Raw genomic sequence first — 18,651 nt, forward strand, 5'->3', positions numbered from 1 at the left:
ATGGCCAAAATAAAAACCTCCTTTTTTTGCCAGAGCTGCGGCACTCAGTTTGCCAAATGGCAAGGCCAATGCACTGCCTGCAAAGAATGGAACACCATAGTTGAAGAAATCATACAGAAAGAGGAAAAAGTCGCCTGGAAAACCGAAACATCAACGGTAAAAAAAGCGACCAAACCTTTACGGATAAAAGAAATCGATTCTGCTGAAGAAATCCGGTTGGACACCAAGGATGGGGAGCTCAACCGGGTTTTGGGGGGCGGATTGGTTCCCGGCTCACTTACCTTGTTAGGCGGAGAACCGGGCATTGGAAAAAGTACGCTGTTGCTTCAGATTTCTTTGAAATTACCCTACAAAACCCTTTACGTTTCGGGAGAAGAGAGCCAGAAACAGATTAAAATGCGTGCGGAAAGAATTACTTCCGACACCGACAATTGTTACATCTTAACCGAAACCAAAACCCAGAGCATTTTCCGTCAGATTGAGGAAATCCAGCCGGAAATCGTGATCATCGATTCCATACAGACACTACATACGGATTATATCGAATCGTCCGCCGGAAGCATTTCTCAAATCCGCGAATGTACCGCAGAACTGATCAAGTTTGCCAAGGAAACCAATGTTCCGGTGATCTTGATCGGGCATATCACCAAAGACGGCAACATCGCCGGACCTAAGATTCTGGAGCACATGGTCGATACCGTTTTACAATTCGAAGGCGACAGAAACCACGTGTACCGCATCTTGCGTTCACTTAAAAACCGGTTCGGCTCTACCGCCGAATTGGGGATTTACGAAATGCAGGGCTCCGGTCTGCGCGAAGTGGCCAATCCGTCCGAGATTTTGATTTCCCACAAAGACGAAGAACTTTCCGGAACCGCAATCGCCACAACTCTAGAAGGCATGCGACCGTTAATGATCGAAATACAGGCGTTGGTATCCACTGCCGTTTACGGAACACCGCAACGCAGCACAACAGGCTACAATGCTAAACGTCTGAACATGATTTTAGCCGTATTGGAAAAACGGGCCGGCTTCCGCTTGGGGGCAAAAGACGTATTTTTGAACGTTACCGGTGGTATTTCCGTAGACGACCCGGCTATTGATTTGGCGGTGGTGGGTGCTATTTTATCTTCCAACGAAGACATCCCGGTGGGTAAAGACGTTTGTTTTGCCGGCGAAGTAGGGCTTTCGGGCGAAATCCGTCCGGTGAACCGTGTGGAGCAACGCATACAGGAAGCGGAAAAATTAGGTTTTTCAACGATTTTTGTATCTAAATACAATAAGATTTCCCTAAAAAACACGTTAATAGAGATCAAAATGGTGGCGAAGATTGAAGACGTGGTGGAACAATTGTTCGGATAAAAATCAGAAGAAACAATAAAAGCGAATGATAAATAATATCGGTAAAATACTGTATGGCATCTGGTTTTTCTTTTATTCCTTTTTAGTCCTAAGCGAAATTTTCGTTTTGTCCACGCAGAGTCTGGGGGAAAGAAAACTGGGGATGCTTTTAGTTACTGCCTTGCTTTTACTGATTGGAATCGTTTTATTCCTGTCTACCGTTTTTATCGTAAAAGGGAAAATGCAACTGGCTTTTATCATTTCTTTCGTTGTTAGTCTCTTTTTTACTTATCTCTTTTATATCTATTTAAAAGAAAATGGAGCCATTAAAGAACATCCTTATTCTCTAAATCAATTTAGCCATGAAAGCAAAAGCAATTTTATTTCTTAGTTTACTATTTGTATCTGTAGCCTGCGACAAATCTTCCGTTTACAGTAAACTGGACACGGATTTTGAAAATAATCGCTGGACAACCGAAAATGTGAAAACGCATGAATTCACCATTGAAGATGCTTCCAAAACCTACAACCTGAACCTGAAATTCAGCCATGTATACGGTTATCCCTATGAAAGTGCGCCCTTGTTGATAAAAATAGTTGGCCCTGACGGAAAGGAAGAGCAATTACCGTTCAATCTGAAAATAAAAGACGCCAACGGTAAACAACTGGCCGATTGCAGCGGTGATTTTTGTGATTTAATCAGTCCGATCAAAGAAAACGTAAAACTTCTGAAAGGAAAGTATACCGTAACCCTTTCAAACGCGCTTAAAGGACCTTACTTACCCGATGTTCTTGGCGTGGGTCTCGAAGTGGAAGCTGTAAAATAAACGATAAATGAAATCCCAAGCCGATATCCTGCAGATCATCAACAGTTTTCACGAGCTGGGCGAAACGGCGCAGGCCTGCGAATTCCTGATTAAGGAATTCGGTTTGGAACATCCTAATTTTAAAGGTTTTGAATACCGTGAAGGCGCTAAACCGGATTTTATCCTGATGACTGCCGAAGGTGAAATAGGGCAGCCGCAAATCATCCGTATTCCGGAAAATGCCTTTGCTTTCCCTTTTGAAATGATCATGAACCTGATTGCCCACGAAATGGTACACGTGGTACAGAAATCCAAAGAACAGATGGTCCTGGACAAGAACGAACGCGAATGGCAGGCCTATTACGAAATGCTGTTCCACAAAATCTTTCCGCGGATACCGGAATGCTCCGATTTCCATAAAAAATTCTTTGCCGGGAAAGCCCTCGAGTACTACAAACGCATGGGCGAAGGCTCGGCACTGCAACAAAAATACGCGGAGCAGAAATTAGAAGTCGAAAATTTAGTAGCTTCGTTGCCACAATAACACAACAATTTTTAACTGGAATGAGAACCAAAAAGCAAAAGTTATTTCTGTTTCTGAAGGTATTCGGAGTGCTTTTAGTGCTGTTTTTCGGAGGCTTATATTACTTCCGTGATTCCCTGTTACAGCAATTAATTGCCAAAGCCGAGACCAAATTTCAAAACGATTACGACTGTACTTTTTCGGTAAAAAAGGCCAACTTTAACGGGATTTCCGAATTGGAAATGCACGACCTTGTCCTGGTGCCGAAAAACGCCGACACGCTTTTGGCTGTACAAAAAATAAAAACCAGTTACAACTTTCTGGAGTTACTTACCGGAGACCTTCAGTTGAAAAACCTGGAGATGAACAACGGTTTCATCCAGTTGGTCAAAAATAAAAACGGTCGTAATTTTGACGCCTTTCTCAAACGCGACGACGAAGAAAAATCGACCGAAAAACGCAATTACGCCAAACTCGCCTACCGCATTTTAAACCGGGTTTTAAACTTAGTGCCTTCAGAAATGCAGCTTGAAAATCTATCGCTCCGCATGGACGATATGGGCCGAAAAGTAACCTTGCACCTGAACGATTTGCGTCTGGAAGACCATCAGCTGCAATCGGCTATTCACGTGAAAACGAACACCTTTGCGCAGCACTGGAAAATCAGCGGTTTTGCCGATCCTCGGGAAAAGAAAGCCGATCTTAAGTTTTTCAGCAGCGATACCTCTAAGATCCAACTCCCATATATTGATGAGCGTTTCGGCTTAAAATCGAGCTTCGACAACATCCACGTGAAACTGGACAAACTCGAAATGGAAAGCGGCGAACTGCATATTGACGGTTTTACCTCCATCCAAAACTTCACGCTCAACCATCCGAAAATTGCCAGAAAAGACGTGGTGATTGCCAACGCGCGCTTCGACTACCGTTTCCTGCTAGGTAGTGATTTTATTGCCATCGACAGCAGCTCATCGGCACAACTGAACCACATAAAGATTAAGCCATTTGCCCAGTACAACACCGAAGAAGACACGATTTACAGGCTGAAAGTCGCTATTCCGAAGATGAAGGCCCAGGATTTTATCACCTCCTTGCCGAAGGGGCTTTTTACCCATTTTGAAGGCATGGAAGCAGACGGGCTTTTCGATTACCACCTCAACTTCGAATACAACAAAAACAAACCGGACCAACTGGTTTTCGACAGCAAGCTCAACAAAGAAAACCTGCGCATCACCAAATACGGGGAAGCGAATCTGGCGATGCTTAACGAACAGTTTACCTACCGCGCTATTGAAAACGGCGTCCCGCAACGGCCTATTTTGGTTGGATCTGCCAATCCGGATTACACGCCTTTGGATCAGATTTCACCGTATCTGGAAAAAGCAGTGCTGACCAACGAAGACCCTTCCTTTTTCCGTCACCGCGGGTTTATCAACGAAGCGTTTAAACAATCGATTGTAAAGAACATCCGTACCAGGAAATTTGCCCGTGGCGCGAGTACCATCAGCATGCAGTTGGTGAAAAACGTCTTTTTGACCCGTGAAAAAACCCTGTCCCGTAAACTCGAAGAAATCCTTTTGGTGTATATTTTGGAAAACAACCGCATTGCAAGCAAATCGCGCATGCTGGAAGTGTATTTCAACGTGATTGAATGGGGACCGAACGTGTATGGGATTGCCGAAGCTTCGCAATTTTACTTTCAGAAAAGACCAAGCGATTTAACGTTAAACGAATGTTTGTATCTGGCCTCCATTGTACCGAAGCCGAAGAAATTCATGTGGCAGTTTGACGATCAGGGGAACCAGAAACCGTATGCGCAAAAGAACCAGAAATACATCAAAAACCTGATGCTGCGCCGTGCTTTGATTACGGATCAGGACACTGTCGGGCAATCTGTTCCGATTTACATTTCGGGAAGGGCGCGTTCGTTTTTAAAACTGAGAACCGTTGTGGATTCTACCGCTACCGATTCCATAAGCTTTGATCCGGAGGAGTTTGATTTTTAAAGAAAGGAGAGGTTTTCGAGTCTCTTGAATGATCCGTTTAAATCCGCCAAAATCAGCATCATCCGCGTGCCATTTCTTACAACCCTTCTTTATTTAAAATTACGTAGAAACTCCTCTTTATACGTGGGCGATATTTCGATTTCCGCGCCGTCGTTCAGCATGATGTAACCACCTTTGTTATAGGATTTCACAAAGTTGATGTTGATGATGTGCGACTTGTGCACGCGCAAAAACGGAAACGGCAAAATCTCTGAAAAATGTTTCAGAAATCGGCAGACCATTTTTTTGCTGCCATCGGCTAAGTGCAAATCGGTAAAATTGCCGTTGCCTCTCAAACGGACGATATCTTCCATTTTTACCACTTCAAAGCCTTCCAGTGTTGGCAAAATAACCTGCTTTTTCTCGGGCTGGGTTTCGCGGAAATTCTCCACGATGATTTTGTTCCGGTTGAAAAGTTCGTTGTTCAGGATATGCTGCTGCACCTTGTTTACGGCTACAATCAGTTCTTCAATACTAATGGGCTTCAGCAGATAATATGCCGCACTCTGGTTCAAGGCTTTCAATGAATATTCTGAAAAAGCGGTAACGAAAATCGTCTCGAACTGCAAATCTTTACAGGCTTCCAACACGTCAAACGCATTCCCGAAAGGCATTTCCACATCCAAAAACACCAATTGCGGTGTTACTTCGTGCAATAACGGTACCGCTTCTTTGATGTTCTGTGCTTCGCCAATCAATTCCACCTGCGGGCAATACTTGCTAAGGTAGTTTTTGAGCACTTCGCGCGCGGCGGCTTCGTCTTCTACGATTACGGCTTTTATTTTTTGCAAAGTCATTTTTATTTATTTAAGAAACCGGACAGGTTTTAAAAACCTGTCCGGTTTACATCATACTTTATCAAGCAAAGGAAAAATCAGGATTACCAGTGTTCCGGTAGTGCCGCTGTTCTTTTCGGTGATGGAAAAATCGATATTCGTTTTGTATAATTCGTTCAAAAGGCTGATACGCTCTTTGGTATTGGTAACGCCTCTGGACTGATGGACTTTCTGGTTACGAGTTTTCAATGCAGCGCTTTCGGTCAGGCCGATGCCGTTATCATCCACAATTACTGAAACTTTCCCTCTGTTCAGTTCGAATTTCAGCAGCAGCAACCCTTTGGTTTCCCGGTAGCGCAAACCATGCCAGATCGCGTTTTCCAGATGCGGCTGGATGAGCATGTTCGGCACCAGAGTCGTTTCCGTATCCAGTGAATCATCGACCACAATCTGATACTCGAATTTGTCCTGAAAACGCAAATGCTCCAGATCCAGGTATTTTTTTAGTTGTTCAATTTCGTTGCTCAGGCTGATAAAATCCTTATTGGAATTTTCCATCATGTTCCGCATCAGGTGGGAATACGAGGTCAGGTATTTGTTGGCTTCCAGCTCTTTGTTCTGCGAAATGAACTGGTTCACGCTGTTCAGGCTGTTGAAGATAAAATGCGGGTTCATCTCACGGCGCAACGACTGCAACGCAATTTCCTTGTTCTTGGTTTTGATGGAATACAGCGCTTTTACAATCAAACCAACTAATAACAACAACAGTAGCAGTGAACCCATCAACACATAATTGAAGGTGTTTTTCTTGGCAATAAGCTCATCTTTCAATGCTTTTTCCTGCTCCAGCTGACGGATTTTCTCTTCGGTGACCTGAAACGCTTTCTCGTCAAGCAAAGAACTGTCGTTGCGGATGAGCTTGTCGAAATTCTGAAAGAAATCATCATACAGCGCAATACTCTCCTTGTCTTTGCCGTGTGTTTTATAATACTGTAGCAATTGCAGTAAGCTGTTTTTTACCTCATCCGTTTTGCCTTGCGCCAACGCCAACTGATACGCTTGTTGCAGGCACTGAATGGCTTTTTCCGGTTCGTTTTTCTTAAAATAAATGGTCGCGAGGGTTTGCAACTGTTTGATTTGCGTATCGAAATCGTTAGTGGTTTTCGCTTCGGCCAACAATTTTTCACTGATGCCCAACGCCTTGTCAAACTGATTGTCGGAGGCGTATACTTTCGCGATTTCCGTTTTCAGTTTGGTTACTTCTTCGGGTTGGTCTTTTACATAGGTAATCGCCTTTTCATAACTTTGAATGGCAATATTATTGTTTTTCTGCTGCAGGCTCATTTGCGCCTGCTGTACATAAGCATCGGCTACTTCTTCTTTTTTGGCCTCTTTTTCCAAAAGCTGGATGTTCGAATTGGAATAGCCCATTTGTGCTGCCGGGTTATCCGCGTTGCGCAAACGTTTGGCATCATTTAAATTTATTTGTTCGGAGTTTCTATCCGGGGCCACAGCTCCTGCCGCTTCATAATTCTGAATGGCCGAACTGATCTTGTTTTGCGATTCCTGCACTTTGGCCAGGCTTCGGGTCACTCTGGTCCTGTCGGAAGTTCGTTTTAGTTTAGTATAGGTTGCCAGTGCTTTTTTCAGGTATTCTTCCGCTTTTACTTTGTCGCCTTTTTCCAGGAACCCGTCCGCTACCTTCTCATAATTTTTGGCAATTTTCACCTCATCGTTCGCATCCAACGATACTTTCAGATCGTCTGCCGCTTTACTGATTTTAGAAGGTGCCGCTTTTTTACTTCTTACGGCATTAGCACTTGGCAGAATAGTATCCTGCTGTGCCGAAGCCTCAAAAGAGAAGTTCAGCAGTAAAAAAAGTAGCGTAAAAATGGCCTTTATCCGTGGCATAATAATAGGTTTCTATGTAAATGTAAAGTAAATATTTTAAAAACGGTTCCACAAGGTAATTCACCAAGTCAAAACCCGGTTTCACCCATTCTGTAAAAAACGTGCGGTTTCTCAGGATAATTTTGGGATAGAATCATAAACCAAAAATCATGAAAACGCAAAATTTAATCGCAGTCTTGAGCGCTTCTGTCTTGATTACAGGAGTGGCGTATACTTCCCTTTTCCCGGGTGAACCACAAACATTTCTTCCAACGAAACTAACAGTTGTCACTGAAAAACCGACTGTTGAAGAAAAACCGGTTGCCGAAGAAAAACCCTGTGTGTTTATGTCGGTGATGGGCGAACAATCCGTAACCGATTATGCTAAATACAAAAATGATTCCAAAACAGCAGCGACCATAGAAAAAGGAGAACGATGGCTGGCAGAAGCCCAAAACCAAGACGGCGGTTGGGGTGCCGGCTCGCACAGCAACCAAGGGGAAATGAACCCGCATGCGGTGGCTTCCGATCCGGCGACTACTGCAATGGCTTCCATGGCCTTGTACCGTATGGGGTATTCGATCGAAAAAGGAAAGTACAAAACCCAATTAAAAAATGCGTTGGATTTTTTGTTGTCCGAAATAGAAAAAAACAAAAACAACGAGTTCATCACCCAGGTGCGCGGCACACAGATCCAGACCAAATTAGGCCAAAATATTGATGCCGCTTTAACCCTGCAGTTCTTAAATCAAGTAGTACCTTCTTTATCTGACGGAAGCCTGAAAAAAAGAGTGGAAAATGCCATCCAGATCTGTGTGGACAAAGTGGAAAAATCCTATGATGCCAGCGGAAAAGTTTCCGGTGCGGGATGGGCAGGGGTACTGCAATCGTCTTTTGCCAATGCAGGACTGGAGCAGGCTTCCAAAAACAAGAACATCAAAGTAAGCAAAGATAAAATCGATGCTGCGCGAAACTATCAGAAAAGCAACTACAATGCGGATACCAAAACAGCCAAAACCGATGACGGCGCCGGGATCATGCTGTATGCGGTAAGCAGCTCGGTACGCGGCAGTGCCGGGGAAGCTAAAGAAGCCGAGGAAGTGTTCAAAAAAGCCAAAGCCGAGGGCAAAATCAGCCAACGCGCCGAAATGAACCGTGAAAATCTTGAGAGAATCGGCGTTACCCGTGAAAAAGCTGCGTCTTACGAAGTAGCGAGCAAAGTCTACAACGCTGCCAAAGTACAGGCGATGGACAATAACGTCATGAACGGTTTCGGGAACAACGGCGGCGAGGAATTCATGAGCTTTCTGCAAACCGGAGAATCCTTACTGGTCAAAAAAGACGACGACTGGAAACACTGGTACGACAACGTGAGCGGGAAAATCATCAAGATCCAGAACGAAAACGGCAGCTGGAACGGCCACCACTGCATCACCAGCCCGGTGTTCTGTACGGCAACCTGTTTACTGATTTTAACCATTGAAAACGATATCAAAACCCTTCAACAATAATCTAAAAAAATAAATACCATGCGAAACACATTCATCACCTCCGCCCTTTTTGCAACCGCTTTAACTTTTGCAAACTGTACGAACTTCAGTCACAAAGAACCTGCAACTGCCTTAACAGCCACACCGGTTATTGAAAAGCCGGTTAAAGTGGAGAACACCAAAATCCAGGTAGCCATTTTGCTGGACACTTCCAACAGTATGGACGGCTTGATCGAACAGGCGAAATCGCGTTTGTGGAACATCGTCAATACGCTAACAACTTTGAAATACCACGGTAAAACGCCGGATATTGAGATTGGTTTGTACGAATACGGGAACGACGGTTTATCACCGCAATCGAATTTCATCCGTCAAGTTGCCCCGTTAACTACCGATTTGGACCTGATTTCCGAAAAACTGTTCTCCTTAAGAACCAACGGCGGTTCAGAATATTGCGGGGCCGTAATTGCCGATGCCACCAAACAGCTGAACTGGGGCAATGACGCCTCTAACATGAAACTGGTATACATCGCCGGAAACGAGCCGTTCAACCAGGGCGGTATCAACTACAAAGAAGCGATAAGTGATGCCTTGAAAAAAGACATTTACATCAACACGATTTTCTGCGGGAATCAGGAAGAAGGCGTGCGTACGTTCTGGAAAGACGGTGCCGATGCCGGAAAAGGCAAATACTTCAACATCGATTCCAACAAAGCTGTGCTTTACATTGCCACGCCTTACGATGTGCGTATTTCGGAATGCAATACTAAAATCAACGACACCTATATCGGTTACGGCTACCTGGGAAATTCCAAAAAAATGAACCAGGTTGCACAAGATGCCAATGCACAAGGGGTTTCGGCAGCGAATTATGCGGAACGCGCGGTGAGTAAATCCAAAGCGGCCTACAAAAACGAGAGTTGGGATTTGGTAGACAAAGTTAAAGACGACAAAGGCGCGATTGAAAAGCTTAAAAAGGAAGAATTACCGAAAGAGCTGCAAAACAAATCGAAAGAAGAAATCAAAGTATATGTAGACAAGAAAGCCAAAGAGCGTGAAACCATTCAGAAGGAAATCGGCGAACTGGCCAAAAAACGTCAGGCGTTTATCGATGCGGAAATGAAAAAAACCAATGCACAGGATGATTTAGGCGGTGCAATCAATTCCTCTGTGATTACATTTGCGAAAACAAAAGGGTATACGGTTGAAAAATAAACTGCAAAAAAATCCTAACAAACTTCCCGGCCAAAGTGTCGGGTTTTTTTTATAATTTTATGACAACCAAATAATTACCCCATGAAATACTTTTCACTATTAATTGCTTTGGTTTTCATAAGTTGCGAAAGCCAATCCCAAACCGGAACAGTAGGTTTACAATCCTTTGCCACAGGTTTTGCTTCACCCGTTGAGATTACCCATTGCGGGGACAGCCGGCTGTTCATAGTGGAACAGGATGGCCTTATAAAAATCCTGAACGCCAATGGTTCTACCAACGCGACACCTTTCCTCAACATCACCACATTGACCAATCAGGGCGGGGAACGCGGTCTGTTGGGACTTGCCTTTCATCCCAACTATGCGGCCAACGGTTTTTTTTACATCAATTATACCCGTGTGAGCGATGGTGCCACGATTATTGCGCGGTATTCAGTCAACCCCGGCGATCCTAATCTTGCCAATCCTACGGGAACCATATTGCTGACCATTGCCCAACCGTTTGTCAACCACAACGGCGGTACGCTGAAATTCGGTCCGGACGGCTATCTGTACATCGGGATGGGAGACGGCGGAAGCGGCGGTGATCCGGGCAACCGGTCGCAAAACATCAATGAGTTGCTGGGCAAAATGCTCCGTATCGATGTCAACTCGGGCAGTCCGTACGGCATCCCAGCCAGCAATCCTTATGTGGGCGTGGCAGGTGCCGATGAAATCTGGGCCATTGGTTTGCGAAATCCCTGGAAATTCTCATTCGACCGGCAAAATGGCGATTTATGGATAGCTGATGTGGGGCAGAATTTATACGAAGAAGTCAACCGGGCAGGCAGTACCGAAGCCGGTCTGAACTACGGCTGGCGCTGTTATGAAGGCAATGCCGCTTATAACACTACGGGCTGTCCGGCGCAAAACACTATGAAATCCCCATTATTTATTACAACGCATGCCGATAGTTTTTGCTCCATTACCGGAGGCTATGTCTACCGTGGCACCCAATTTCCCAATTTTCAGGGCAAGTATTTCTTTTCGGATTATTGCAAGGCGCAGATTGGCATGAGCGACAACGCGGGCAATGTCACCTTTACCGGAACCTTTACGGGGAATAATTTTGTGAGTTTTGGGGAAGACAGCAGCGGAGAGTTGTATGTAGCTTCCATTAGCAATGGGGTGATTTACAAAATCGTTGACAGTTCGCTTGGCACGGTTAAACCGGAGGAAACGGCTTTTATGATCTATCCGAATCCGGCAAAATCAGAGGTGTTTATTCAAAATCCTGACGAAAACACTTATGCCACCGAAATTGAAATTTCAGACCTTAACGGGAAACGACTGCTTTCCAAAAAAACAGAAAACATGCCAATCCGTTCAATAGACACCGAAACTTTGGCTACCGGCCTGTATTTATTGAAAATAGGAACAAATCAAGAGACGTTTGCAATATTCAAAGTTTTAATACGTTAATTAAAAACAATTATATTTGTAAATAATCGACTACTAAAACAATCGTTCTCATCCATGAAAAAGAGCCTATCCCTGGTTTTACTGCTTGCAGCTGTAGTGTTTTCTTCTTTCAGATATGCTTCCCCAATTCAGGAGAAGGCAAATAAAACCGAATCCGTTAATTACATTCCCTATTATGTTAAGGTGAACGAGGCAAAGTCTTTGTATGAAGAAAAAAAATATGCTGAATGTTTTACTTTACTCGACAACTTGTTCAAGAAATATGAGCCTATAGAAACAACCTTCATAAGCGAAATGGATTTGTACTGCAAATTGGCGAACGAGCAGCAAAACTATTCAGCGATAAGACAAGTCCTGCCCATCATGATTAAAAAATACGGCAAACAGCCTTATATTTATGAGAAATACGGAGACATTTATGAAGGATATGGTGCAGGGTGGAAAGATATTATAGCGCATTCTTCCTATTCTGTCGAGGAATTGAACGCGATGTATAAGGAACACCTGTCCAAAATAAACTATACGCTGAAAGACTCCATTACGCAAATGATGAAAAGCGATATGGCGATCAGAAGACAAAACATTCCTTCAAAGTTAGATTCGGTAAACAAAGCCAATGGTAAAATGATGCAGCATATTTTAACGAAATATGGCTATCCCAGAGAATCATTAGTAGGCGGAATGGGATTGGAAAACCCGGTAAAACAAGTCTATTTTTCCGTGATGATGAAACACCTCGATTATGACTTGTGCCTTATCTTACAACCTTTGCTTTACGAGGAAATCAAAAAAGGGAAATGCCCTCCTCTTGTTTATGCCGGTATGCTGGATCATCTCAAAGTAGTGCGCAAAATCGCATCCCCATTTCCTTATTACGGATCCTATAATACTAATATCCCATTGGATTTATCTGGGGTTGATGCCGCAAGGTTATCCATAGGTTTACCTCCGCTAAAAAAAGGAAACTAACCGATTACGGCGCCGGATTCGGGATTTTCTCCTGGATTTTATTGATTTCCGCCAGCACCTCATCAGTCAAACGGACCTCGAAGGCATTGATGTTTTCTTCCAGCTGATCCATCGTGGTGGCCCCGATTATGGTCGAAGTCACAAAGCTTTGATGGTGCACAAACGCCATGGATAATTCCGTCAGGGTCAGGCCTAAACTGTGTGCTAAATCCTGATACATTTTGGTTACTTTGAAACAGTTCTCATTGGTATATCTTGTGAAATGCGGAAACAACCCTAAGCGCGATTCCGGAAGGATACCGTTTAAATGTTTACCGGTCAGAAAGCCGAAACCAAGTGGCGAATACGCCAACAACCCTACTTGTTCACGCATACAGATTTCCGATAAACCTACTTCGAACAAACGGTTCAGTAAGGAAAACGGGTTTTGGATGGTGGCGATTCTCGGCAGATTGTGCTTTTCGCTTTCGCTTAAAAACTTCATCACGCCCCAAGGGTTCTCGTTGGACACGCCGATATGTTTGATTTTTCCTTCTTTGATCAAACCGTCGAAAACGGTCAGTACTTCTAAAATATTATCCTGCCACTGGTTGTCGATCTCGGAAACACCTCGTTTGCCGAACATGTTCATCACACGTTCCGGCCAATGCATCTGGTACAAATCGATATAATCGGTTTGCAGGTTTTTCAGACTCAAATCTACCGCTTCGTGCAGGCTTTTTTTGGAGAAATCCAACGGCTTACGGATATAGGCCATTCCGCGGTTCGGTCCTGCAATTTTGGTCGCTACCACCAAATTCTCACGTTTGTGCCTGTTCTTGGCCAACCAGGTACCGATATGACGTTCAGTGCTTCCGAAAATATGCTCGTTGCCACCGATAGGATACATTTCGGCCGTATCAATAAAATTGATGCCTCTTTCGATGGCGTAATCCAGTTGGGAATGGGCTTCGGCTTCGGTGTTTTGGTTCCCGAAAGTCATGGTGCCTAAACAAATTTCACTGACTTCCAATTGGGTATGGGGTAACGTGGTGTATTTCATCTTTTAAATAACAAAGCGGCAAAGATACGAAGTTGCAAAGTTAAGATAAACAAAAAAGGCTCAGAGTTTAGTCTGAACCTTTTCTTATATGCTTTTGAAATGTCTTAGATTTCATTCAACATTCTGGTGATCTCATCCAATTTCGGTGTCAGGATGATTTCGATACGACGGTTTTTCGACTTTCCTTCTGCCGTTTCGTTGGACATCAAAGGAGAATACTCGCCACGTCCGGCTGCCGTAAGGTTTTCTTTTCTTACCAAAGCGTTAGACGTTAAGATGTTTACGATAGCCGTAGCACGTTTGGTAGACAAATCCCAGTTGTTTTCCACACCGCCTCCGATGGCGCCCGTGATCTTGTCGTTATCCGTGTGGCCTTCGATCAATACGGAAATATCAGGATTGTCGCCCAATACTTTCCCCACTAAGTCTACCGCTTTTTTACCTTCCGGATTTACTACCCAGCTTCCTGATTGGAACAACAATTTGTTTTCCATGGAAACATATACTTTTCCGTCTTTTTGTTGTACGGTAAGCCCTTTTCCTTCAAACGCTTTTAACGATTTGGATAAGGTTTCTTTCAGTTTGTTCATCGCCGCTTCTTTGGCTGCGATCATGCTTTCTAATTCGTTCACGCGGTCGGAACGGTCTTTTAAGTCTTTGTTTAATTTGTCAAGACGCGCTCTTTCTGCTGCCAAAGCTTTTTCCTTTGCCTCTAACTGCGCCAACAATTCACGGTTTTTGTTCATGTTCGTCTGTAACGCCTCATCGCTGTTTTTCTCCAGCGCGTTGTAAGACGACTGCAGCGTTTTCAGGTTGTTGCTTGCCGCCGCGTAATCCGACGCTAGTTTGTCTCTTTCGGCTTTTAGCTTATCCAATTCCGCCTGTAAGGTCGTTTTGTCTAATTCCAACTGGTTTTTGCCTGTTTTCAAAGCTTCATTTTCATCCGCTAACGTACGGTTCTCCTTCTTCAAATCGGCAAATTTGGTTTCTAAATCCGTGTACATCTTTTTTGACACACACGAGGTGGTTAAGGCCAAAGCCAAAATCCCTGCAGATACTTGTTTTATCATTTTTTGTGGTATTTAGCGTTATTCAATTCTCTTATTTCTTGTCTCTTGCTTCTTGCTTCTTGCCTCTCTCCTACATCATCTCCAGCAACACCGGGCAATGGTCGGAATGTTTCGCCTCCGGTAAAATCACGGCGCGTTTCATTTTGTCTTTCAGCGGTTCGCTCACCAGGTTGTAATCGATCCTCCAGCCTTTGTTGTTGTTACGGGCATTGGCGCGGTAACTCCACCAGCTGTAATTGTGCGGTTCTTTGTTGAAATGACGGAAGCTGTCGATGAAACCGCTTTTCATAAACCCATCCAGCCAGGCTCTTTCTTCAGGTAAAAAACCGGAAACCTTAGCATTGCGGATCGGGTCGTGAATGTCGATGGCTTCATGACAGATGTTGTAATCGCCCCCGATGATCAGGTTCGGCACTTCCTTTCTCAGGTTGGTGATGTACTGCTGAAAATCGTCCATGTACTGGAACTTATGGCTCAGACGGTCAATATTGGTTCCCGAAGGTAGGTACAGGCTCATTACCGAAAAATTTTCAAAATCGGCACGCAGGTTACGGCCTTCTTTGTCCATGTATTCGATTCCGGTGCCGTATACTATGTTTTTAGGGGCAACCTTGGAAAGAATCGCCACCCCGCTATAACCTTTCTTTTCTGCCGGGAAATAGTATTGGTACGGATAGCCTGCCGCTTCGATTTCCATTACGGGAATCTGTTCGTGCAACGCCTTAATTTCCTGAAGGCAAATAACATCCGGGTCGGCACTTTGGAGCCATTCTAAAAAACCTTTGGTGATGGCCGCGCGGATTCCGTTGACGTTATAGGAGATAATCTTCATTTTAGTGTTTAATTTTTCCAAAAATAACCAAAAAACGGTCACTTTTGTAACAGTTTCCCGCAAATGTTATAAACAATTCACTGTCAATTACCTGCTGAAAATAATCGTCTGAAAAACCACAATAATATGCATTTTTACTTTGGTCATTCAACAGAATTACTATCTTTGTTTTTATCGCATAAACGAATAATAAATGGGGTTAGTTACCGCTAAAGAAGTTGCAAAAGCCATAAAAACCGACAAATACGGAATGCTGGGGACATTTTCCGGCTGGCTGCTAATGAAAGTGCTCCGAATCTCTACCCTCAATGACATCTACAACAGGAACAAACACTTACAGGATTTAGAGTTCCTGAATGCTATCCTCGACGAATTCCACATCAAATTCGAAATTCCGGAAGAAGACCTGAAACGTTTACCCAAAGAAGGGCCTTACATAACCATTTCCAACCATCCGTTGGGCGGGATTGACGGGATTTTATTGTTGAAGCTGATGCTGGAAAAAGAGCCGAATTTCAAAATCATCGCCAATTTCCTGCTGCACCGCATCGAACCGATGAAGCCGTACATCATGCCGGTGAATCCGTTTGAAAACCACAAAGATGCCAAATCCAGCGTTATCGGCCTGAAAGAAACCTTTCGCCATCTGAGCGACGGAAAACCCTTGGGTATCTTCCCGGCCGGCGAAGTATCAACCTACAAAGACGGCAAACTCGTGGTGGACAAACCTTGGGAAGAAGGCGCCATCAAAGTGATCCGCAAGGCTCAGGTTCCGGTGATCCCGATTTATTTCCACGCGCAGAACAGCAAATTGTTCTATTTCCTCTCGAAAATGAACGACACGCTGCGTACCGCGAAATTACCTTCGGAACTCTTGACCCAGAAAGACCGCGTGATCAAGGTGCGTATCGGAAAGCCGATTTCGGTAGCCGAACAGAACGAACACCAGACCATTGAAGAATATTCGGAATTCCTACGCCGAAAAACCTATATGCTGTCCAATGTCTATGAAACCGACAACAGCAACAAATTGTTACAGGCACCAAGCCTGAAAGCACCAAAAAGCCCGAAACAGATTGCCAAACCGGCCAATCACGAGCAGATTTTACAGGAAGTGAACGAGTTGCGTGAAAACGATTACCGCTTGCTGCAAAGTAAAAACTACGAGGTGTTTTTTGTAAAGGCCGACAAAATCCCGAACATCCTGCATGAAATAGGGCGTTTGCGCGAGATTACTTTCCGCGAAGTGGGTGAAGGGACCAACGAATCACTGGATCTGGACAAATACGACAGTTACTACTACCATATGTTCCTGTGGGACGAAGACGCGCAGATGATTGCCGGTGCCTACCGCATGGGACTGGGAACCGAAATTTTTGCCGCACACGGGATCGACGGGTTCTACCTGCAGGAATTGTTCCGTTTTGAACCGGAATTGTTTGACATGATGAGCAAATCCATCGAAATGGGCCGTGCGTTCATCATCAAGGAATACCAACAAAAACCGATGCCGCTCTTCCTGCTTTGGAAAGGTATTGTGCACACCACTCTACGCTATCCGGAGCATAAATTCCTGATTGGCGGGGTGAGCATCAGCAACCAGTTTTCGGATTTCTCCAAATCGCTGATGATCGAGTTCATGAAATCACACTATTACGACCCGTATGTGGCGCAATACGTGAATCCAAAGAAAGAATACAAGGTAAAATTAAAAGATGCCGACAGGGATTTCGTATTCAATGAAGCGGAAGCCGATCTGAACAAATTCGACAAGATCATCGACGAAATCGAACCGTCAAGCCTTCGTTTACCGGTGCTGATCAAAAAATACATCAAGCAGAACGCGAAAGTAGTCGCGTTTAACGTAGACCCGATGTTTAACGATGCGGTAGACGGGCTGATGTACATCCGTATTGCCGACTTGCCCGAAAGCACCGTACGTCCCGTAATTGAAGAGTTACAGGCTGAACTGGAACGCAAAGAAAAAAGAATGAACCATTAACCAATTTAATAAATAACCAAAAACCAAAAATTATGAATTATTATTTAGAGGTACTGAAAAAGTACGCACAGTTTTCAGGAAGAGCCCGTCGTAAAGAGTATTGGATGTTTTTCCTTTTCAACATCATCGCGATTTACGGATTGATGGCTTTGGGAATGTTTGTTTCCTCGTATTTCATGGTTGCTTACGGCATCTATGCTTTAGGGGTATTAATCCCTTCTATTGCAGTAGGTGTTAGACGTATGCACGATGTGGGCAAAAGCGGATGGTTCCTTTTAATCCCTATTTACAGTTTGATTTTAGCTGTAACCGAAGGGGAGAAAAAAACCAACCAGTACGGTATGGACCCAAAAGGTAACGGAAATGAGATGAGCGAAATTGGTGTTGCTCAGGAATAATAAAAAAGAGTACAAATAAAAAGTCCCGATGGTATCGGGACTTTTTTATTAAAACCAAGGTCTTTTGTTTACCTGGTAGGTGTCGTAAAACTCCTGATCGGATTTGGTCAGGTAGATGATCCCCTCGATAAAACCGATAAGGCTTCCTACTCCGCAGGTTACCAAACTGATTACAATCTGCAGGATGCCTTCTTTAGTATACCCTAAAATGAATTTGTGGATTCCGAATCCTCCGAAAAGAATCCCCATGATTCCCGCTAATATTTTTTTGTTCTCCTGTTGGGGCTGTGGGTTGTTCCAATCTTCTGTTGGTCTTGTCACTTCCATAGTTACTGTTTTTGGTTGTTATATTTAATAAATTATTGTTCCGATTTCGTCGATTTCATCAAAAGGCTGTTTCGGGTCCCTTCCGTACTGATTTGCCCCTCTATTACCTTCGGTACACATCATGATAAAGAACCAGATGGGACCGATAATAGGAATGAAACGAACACAGTAGTACCAACCGCTTTTTCCAATATCGTGAAGACGTCTGCAAATAACTGCCAACGTTGGTATTACCATCGCCATAGCATACAATCCTAAAAAGGCCAGAAACCACGGACCAATCTCATCAGAGAAATAAAGTACCGGTAGTACTACCACCGCTCCTATTATCATATTCATCAAAAGGAAATACCAGTATTCACTTCGTCTTGCCCTTCCGTTGAAATTGGCATAGTTCTCAAAAACGGCTTTCTTGTAATATTCGATCATTTTATCTTATGTTAGGTCTGCGAAAATACTAATTT

Annotated in this window: 18 protein-coding genes; 11 read left to right on the plus strand and 7 right to left on the minus strand. The window is 44.0% G+C overall.

The genetic code is table 11. The features are described from left to right. The 5 genes from radA to ACWPKD_RS14360 are packed head-to-tail and all read left to right on the plus strand — an operon-like array spanning position 1 to position 4,676. Complete coding sequence (gene radA, locus ACWPKD_RS14340) at positions 1-1,362, plus strand: DNA repair protein RadA (RefSeq protein ID WP_455413379.1); 1,362 nt, start codon at positions 1-3, stop codon at positions 1,360-1,362. A gap of 25 nt (positions 1,363-1,387) precedes the next feature. After that, positions 1,388-1,732 carry a hypothetical protein gene (locus ACWPKD_RS14345; protein ID WP_455413380.1) on the plus strand — a complete coding sequence of 115 codons (345 nt, stop codon included), beginning with the start codon at positions 1,388-1,390 and terminating at the stop codon, positions 1,730-1,732. Next, positions 1,704-2,168, plus strand: coding sequence for a gliding motility lipoprotein GldH family protein (locus tag ACWPKD_RS14350; RefSeq protein ID WP_455413381.1), 465 nt, complete (start codon positions 1,704-1,706; stop codon positions 2,166-2,168). The genes ACWPKD_RS14345 and ACWPKD_RS14350 overlap by 29 nt, the downstream gene beginning before the upstream one ends. Before the next feature lie 7 nt (positions 2,169-2,175). Beyond that, entirely contained in the window at positions 2,176-2,691 is a 516-nt protein-coding gene (locus ACWPKD_RS14355; RefSeq protein WP_455413382.1) for a hypothetical protein, read from the plus strand. Positions 2,692-2,711: 20 nt separating this feature from the next. Continuing rightward, entirely contained in the window at positions 2,712-4,676 is a 1,965-nt protein-coding gene (locus ACWPKD_RS14360) for a transglycosylase domain-containing protein (protein ID WP_455413383.1), read from the plus strand. A gap of 89 nt (positions 4,677-4,765) precedes the next feature. Here the strand turns inward: ACWPKD_RS14360 and ACWPKD_RS14365 are convergent, their stop codons facing one another. Both ACWPKD_RS14365 and ACWPKD_RS14370 read right to left on the minus strand, forming a co-directional pair. Beyond that, entirely contained in the window at positions 4,766-5,512 is a 747-nt protein-coding gene (locus ACWPKD_RS14365; RefSeq protein WP_455413384.1) for a LytR/AlgR family response regulator transcription factor, read from the minus strand. 51 nt (positions 5,513-5,563) lie between these two features. Further along, positions 5,564-7,402 carry a tetratricopeptide repeat-containing sensor histidine kinase gene (locus tag ACWPKD_RS14370; protein WP_455413385.1) on the minus strand — a complete coding sequence of 613 codons (1,839 nt, stop codon included), beginning with the start codon at positions 7,400-7,402 and terminating at the stop codon, positions 5,564-5,566. 149 nt (positions 7,403-7,551) lie between these two features. On the opposite strand from ACWPKD_RS14370, the gene ACWPKD_RS14375 reads away from it, so the two are divergent. From ACWPKD_RS14375 to ACWPKD_RS14390, 4 genes are all read left to right on the plus strand, one after another. Continuing rightward, on the plus strand, positions 7,552-8,892 hold the full coding sequence (locus ACWPKD_RS14375) for a hypothetical protein (RefSeq protein ID WP_455413386.1): 1,341 nt from the start codon (positions 7,552-7,554) through the stop codon (positions 8,890-8,892). An 18-nt stretch (positions 8,893-8,910) separates the two neighbouring features. After that, on the plus strand, positions 8,911-10,086 hold the full coding sequence (locus tag ACWPKD_RS14380; protein ID WP_455413387.1) for a VWA domain-containing protein: 1,176 nt from the start codon (positions 8,911-8,913) through the stop codon (positions 10,084-10,086). 81 nt (positions 10,087-10,167) lie between these two features. Continuing rightward, positions 10,168-11,547 carry a PQQ-dependent sugar dehydrogenase gene (locus ACWPKD_RS14385; protein ID WP_455413388.1) on the plus strand — a complete coding sequence of 460 codons (1,380 nt, stop codon included), beginning with the start codon at positions 10,168-10,170 and terminating at the stop codon, positions 11,545-11,547. A gap of 54 nt (positions 11,548-11,601) precedes the next feature. Next, on the plus strand, positions 11,602-12,516 hold the full coding sequence (locus ACWPKD_RS14390; protein WP_455413389.1) for a hypothetical protein: 915 nt from the start codon (positions 11,602-11,604) through the stop codon (positions 12,514-12,516). A 4-nt stretch (positions 12,517-12,520) separates the two neighbouring features. Here ACWPKD_RS14390 and ACWPKD_RS14395 read toward each other — a convergent pair whose 3' ends face one another. From ACWPKD_RS14395 to ACWPKD_RS14405, 3 genes are all read right to left on the minus strand, one after another. Continuing rightward, the gene (locus ACWPKD_RS14395; protein WP_455413390.1) at positions 12,521-13,558 is read right to left on the minus strand and encodes an aldo/keto reductase; all 1,038 of its coding nucleotides are present in this window, start codon (positions 13,556-13,558) and stop codon (positions 12,521-12,523) included. 104 nt (positions 13,559-13,662) lie between these two features. Further along, positions 13,663-14,628: an OmpA family protein gene (locus tag ACWPKD_RS14400; RefSeq protein WP_455413391.1), complete on the minus strand. Its 966-nt coding sequence runs from the start codon at positions 14,626-14,628 to the stop codon at positions 13,663-13,665. A 70-nt stretch (positions 14,629-14,698) separates the two neighbouring features. Then, positions 14,699-15,460: an exodeoxyribonuclease III gene (locus ACWPKD_RS14405; RefSeq protein WP_455413392.1), complete on the minus strand. Its 762-nt coding sequence runs from the start codon at positions 15,458-15,460 to the stop codon at positions 14,699-14,701. Between the two features lie 193 nt (positions 15,461-15,653). Between ACWPKD_RS14405 and ACWPKD_RS14410 the strand changes: the two genes are divergently transcribed. Together ACWPKD_RS14410 and ACWPKD_RS14415 are read left to right on the plus strand one after the other, a co-directional pair. Next, a complete protein-coding gene (locus tag ACWPKD_RS14410) occupies positions 15,654-17,462 on the plus strand; it encodes a GNAT family N-acyltransferase (RefSeq protein ID WP_455413393.1) in 1,809 nt (602 codons plus the stop codon). Between the two features lie 32 nt (positions 17,463-17,494). Beyond that, entirely contained in the window at positions 17,495-17,860 is a 366-nt protein-coding gene (locus tag ACWPKD_RS14415; RefSeq protein ID WP_455413394.1) for a DUF805 domain-containing protein, read from the plus strand. A 48-nt stretch (positions 17,861-17,908) separates the two neighbouring features. On the opposite strand, the gene ACWPKD_RS14420 is transcribed toward ACWPKD_RS14415, so the two are convergent. Beyond that, a complete protein-coding gene (locus ACWPKD_RS14420; protein WP_455413395.1) occupies positions 17,909-18,187 on the minus strand; it encodes a TM2 domain-containing protein in 279 nt (92 codons plus the stop codon). A 24-nt stretch (positions 18,188-18,211) separates the two neighbouring features. Beyond that, positions 18,212-18,616, minus strand: coding sequence for a DUF805 domain-containing protein (locus tag ACWPKD_RS14425; protein ID WP_455413396.1), 405 nt, complete (start codon positions 18,614-18,616; stop codon positions 18,212-18,214). Positions 18,617-18,651: the final 35 nt, after the last annotated feature.

This window comes from Flavobacterium pedocola (genome assembly GCF_053764385.1).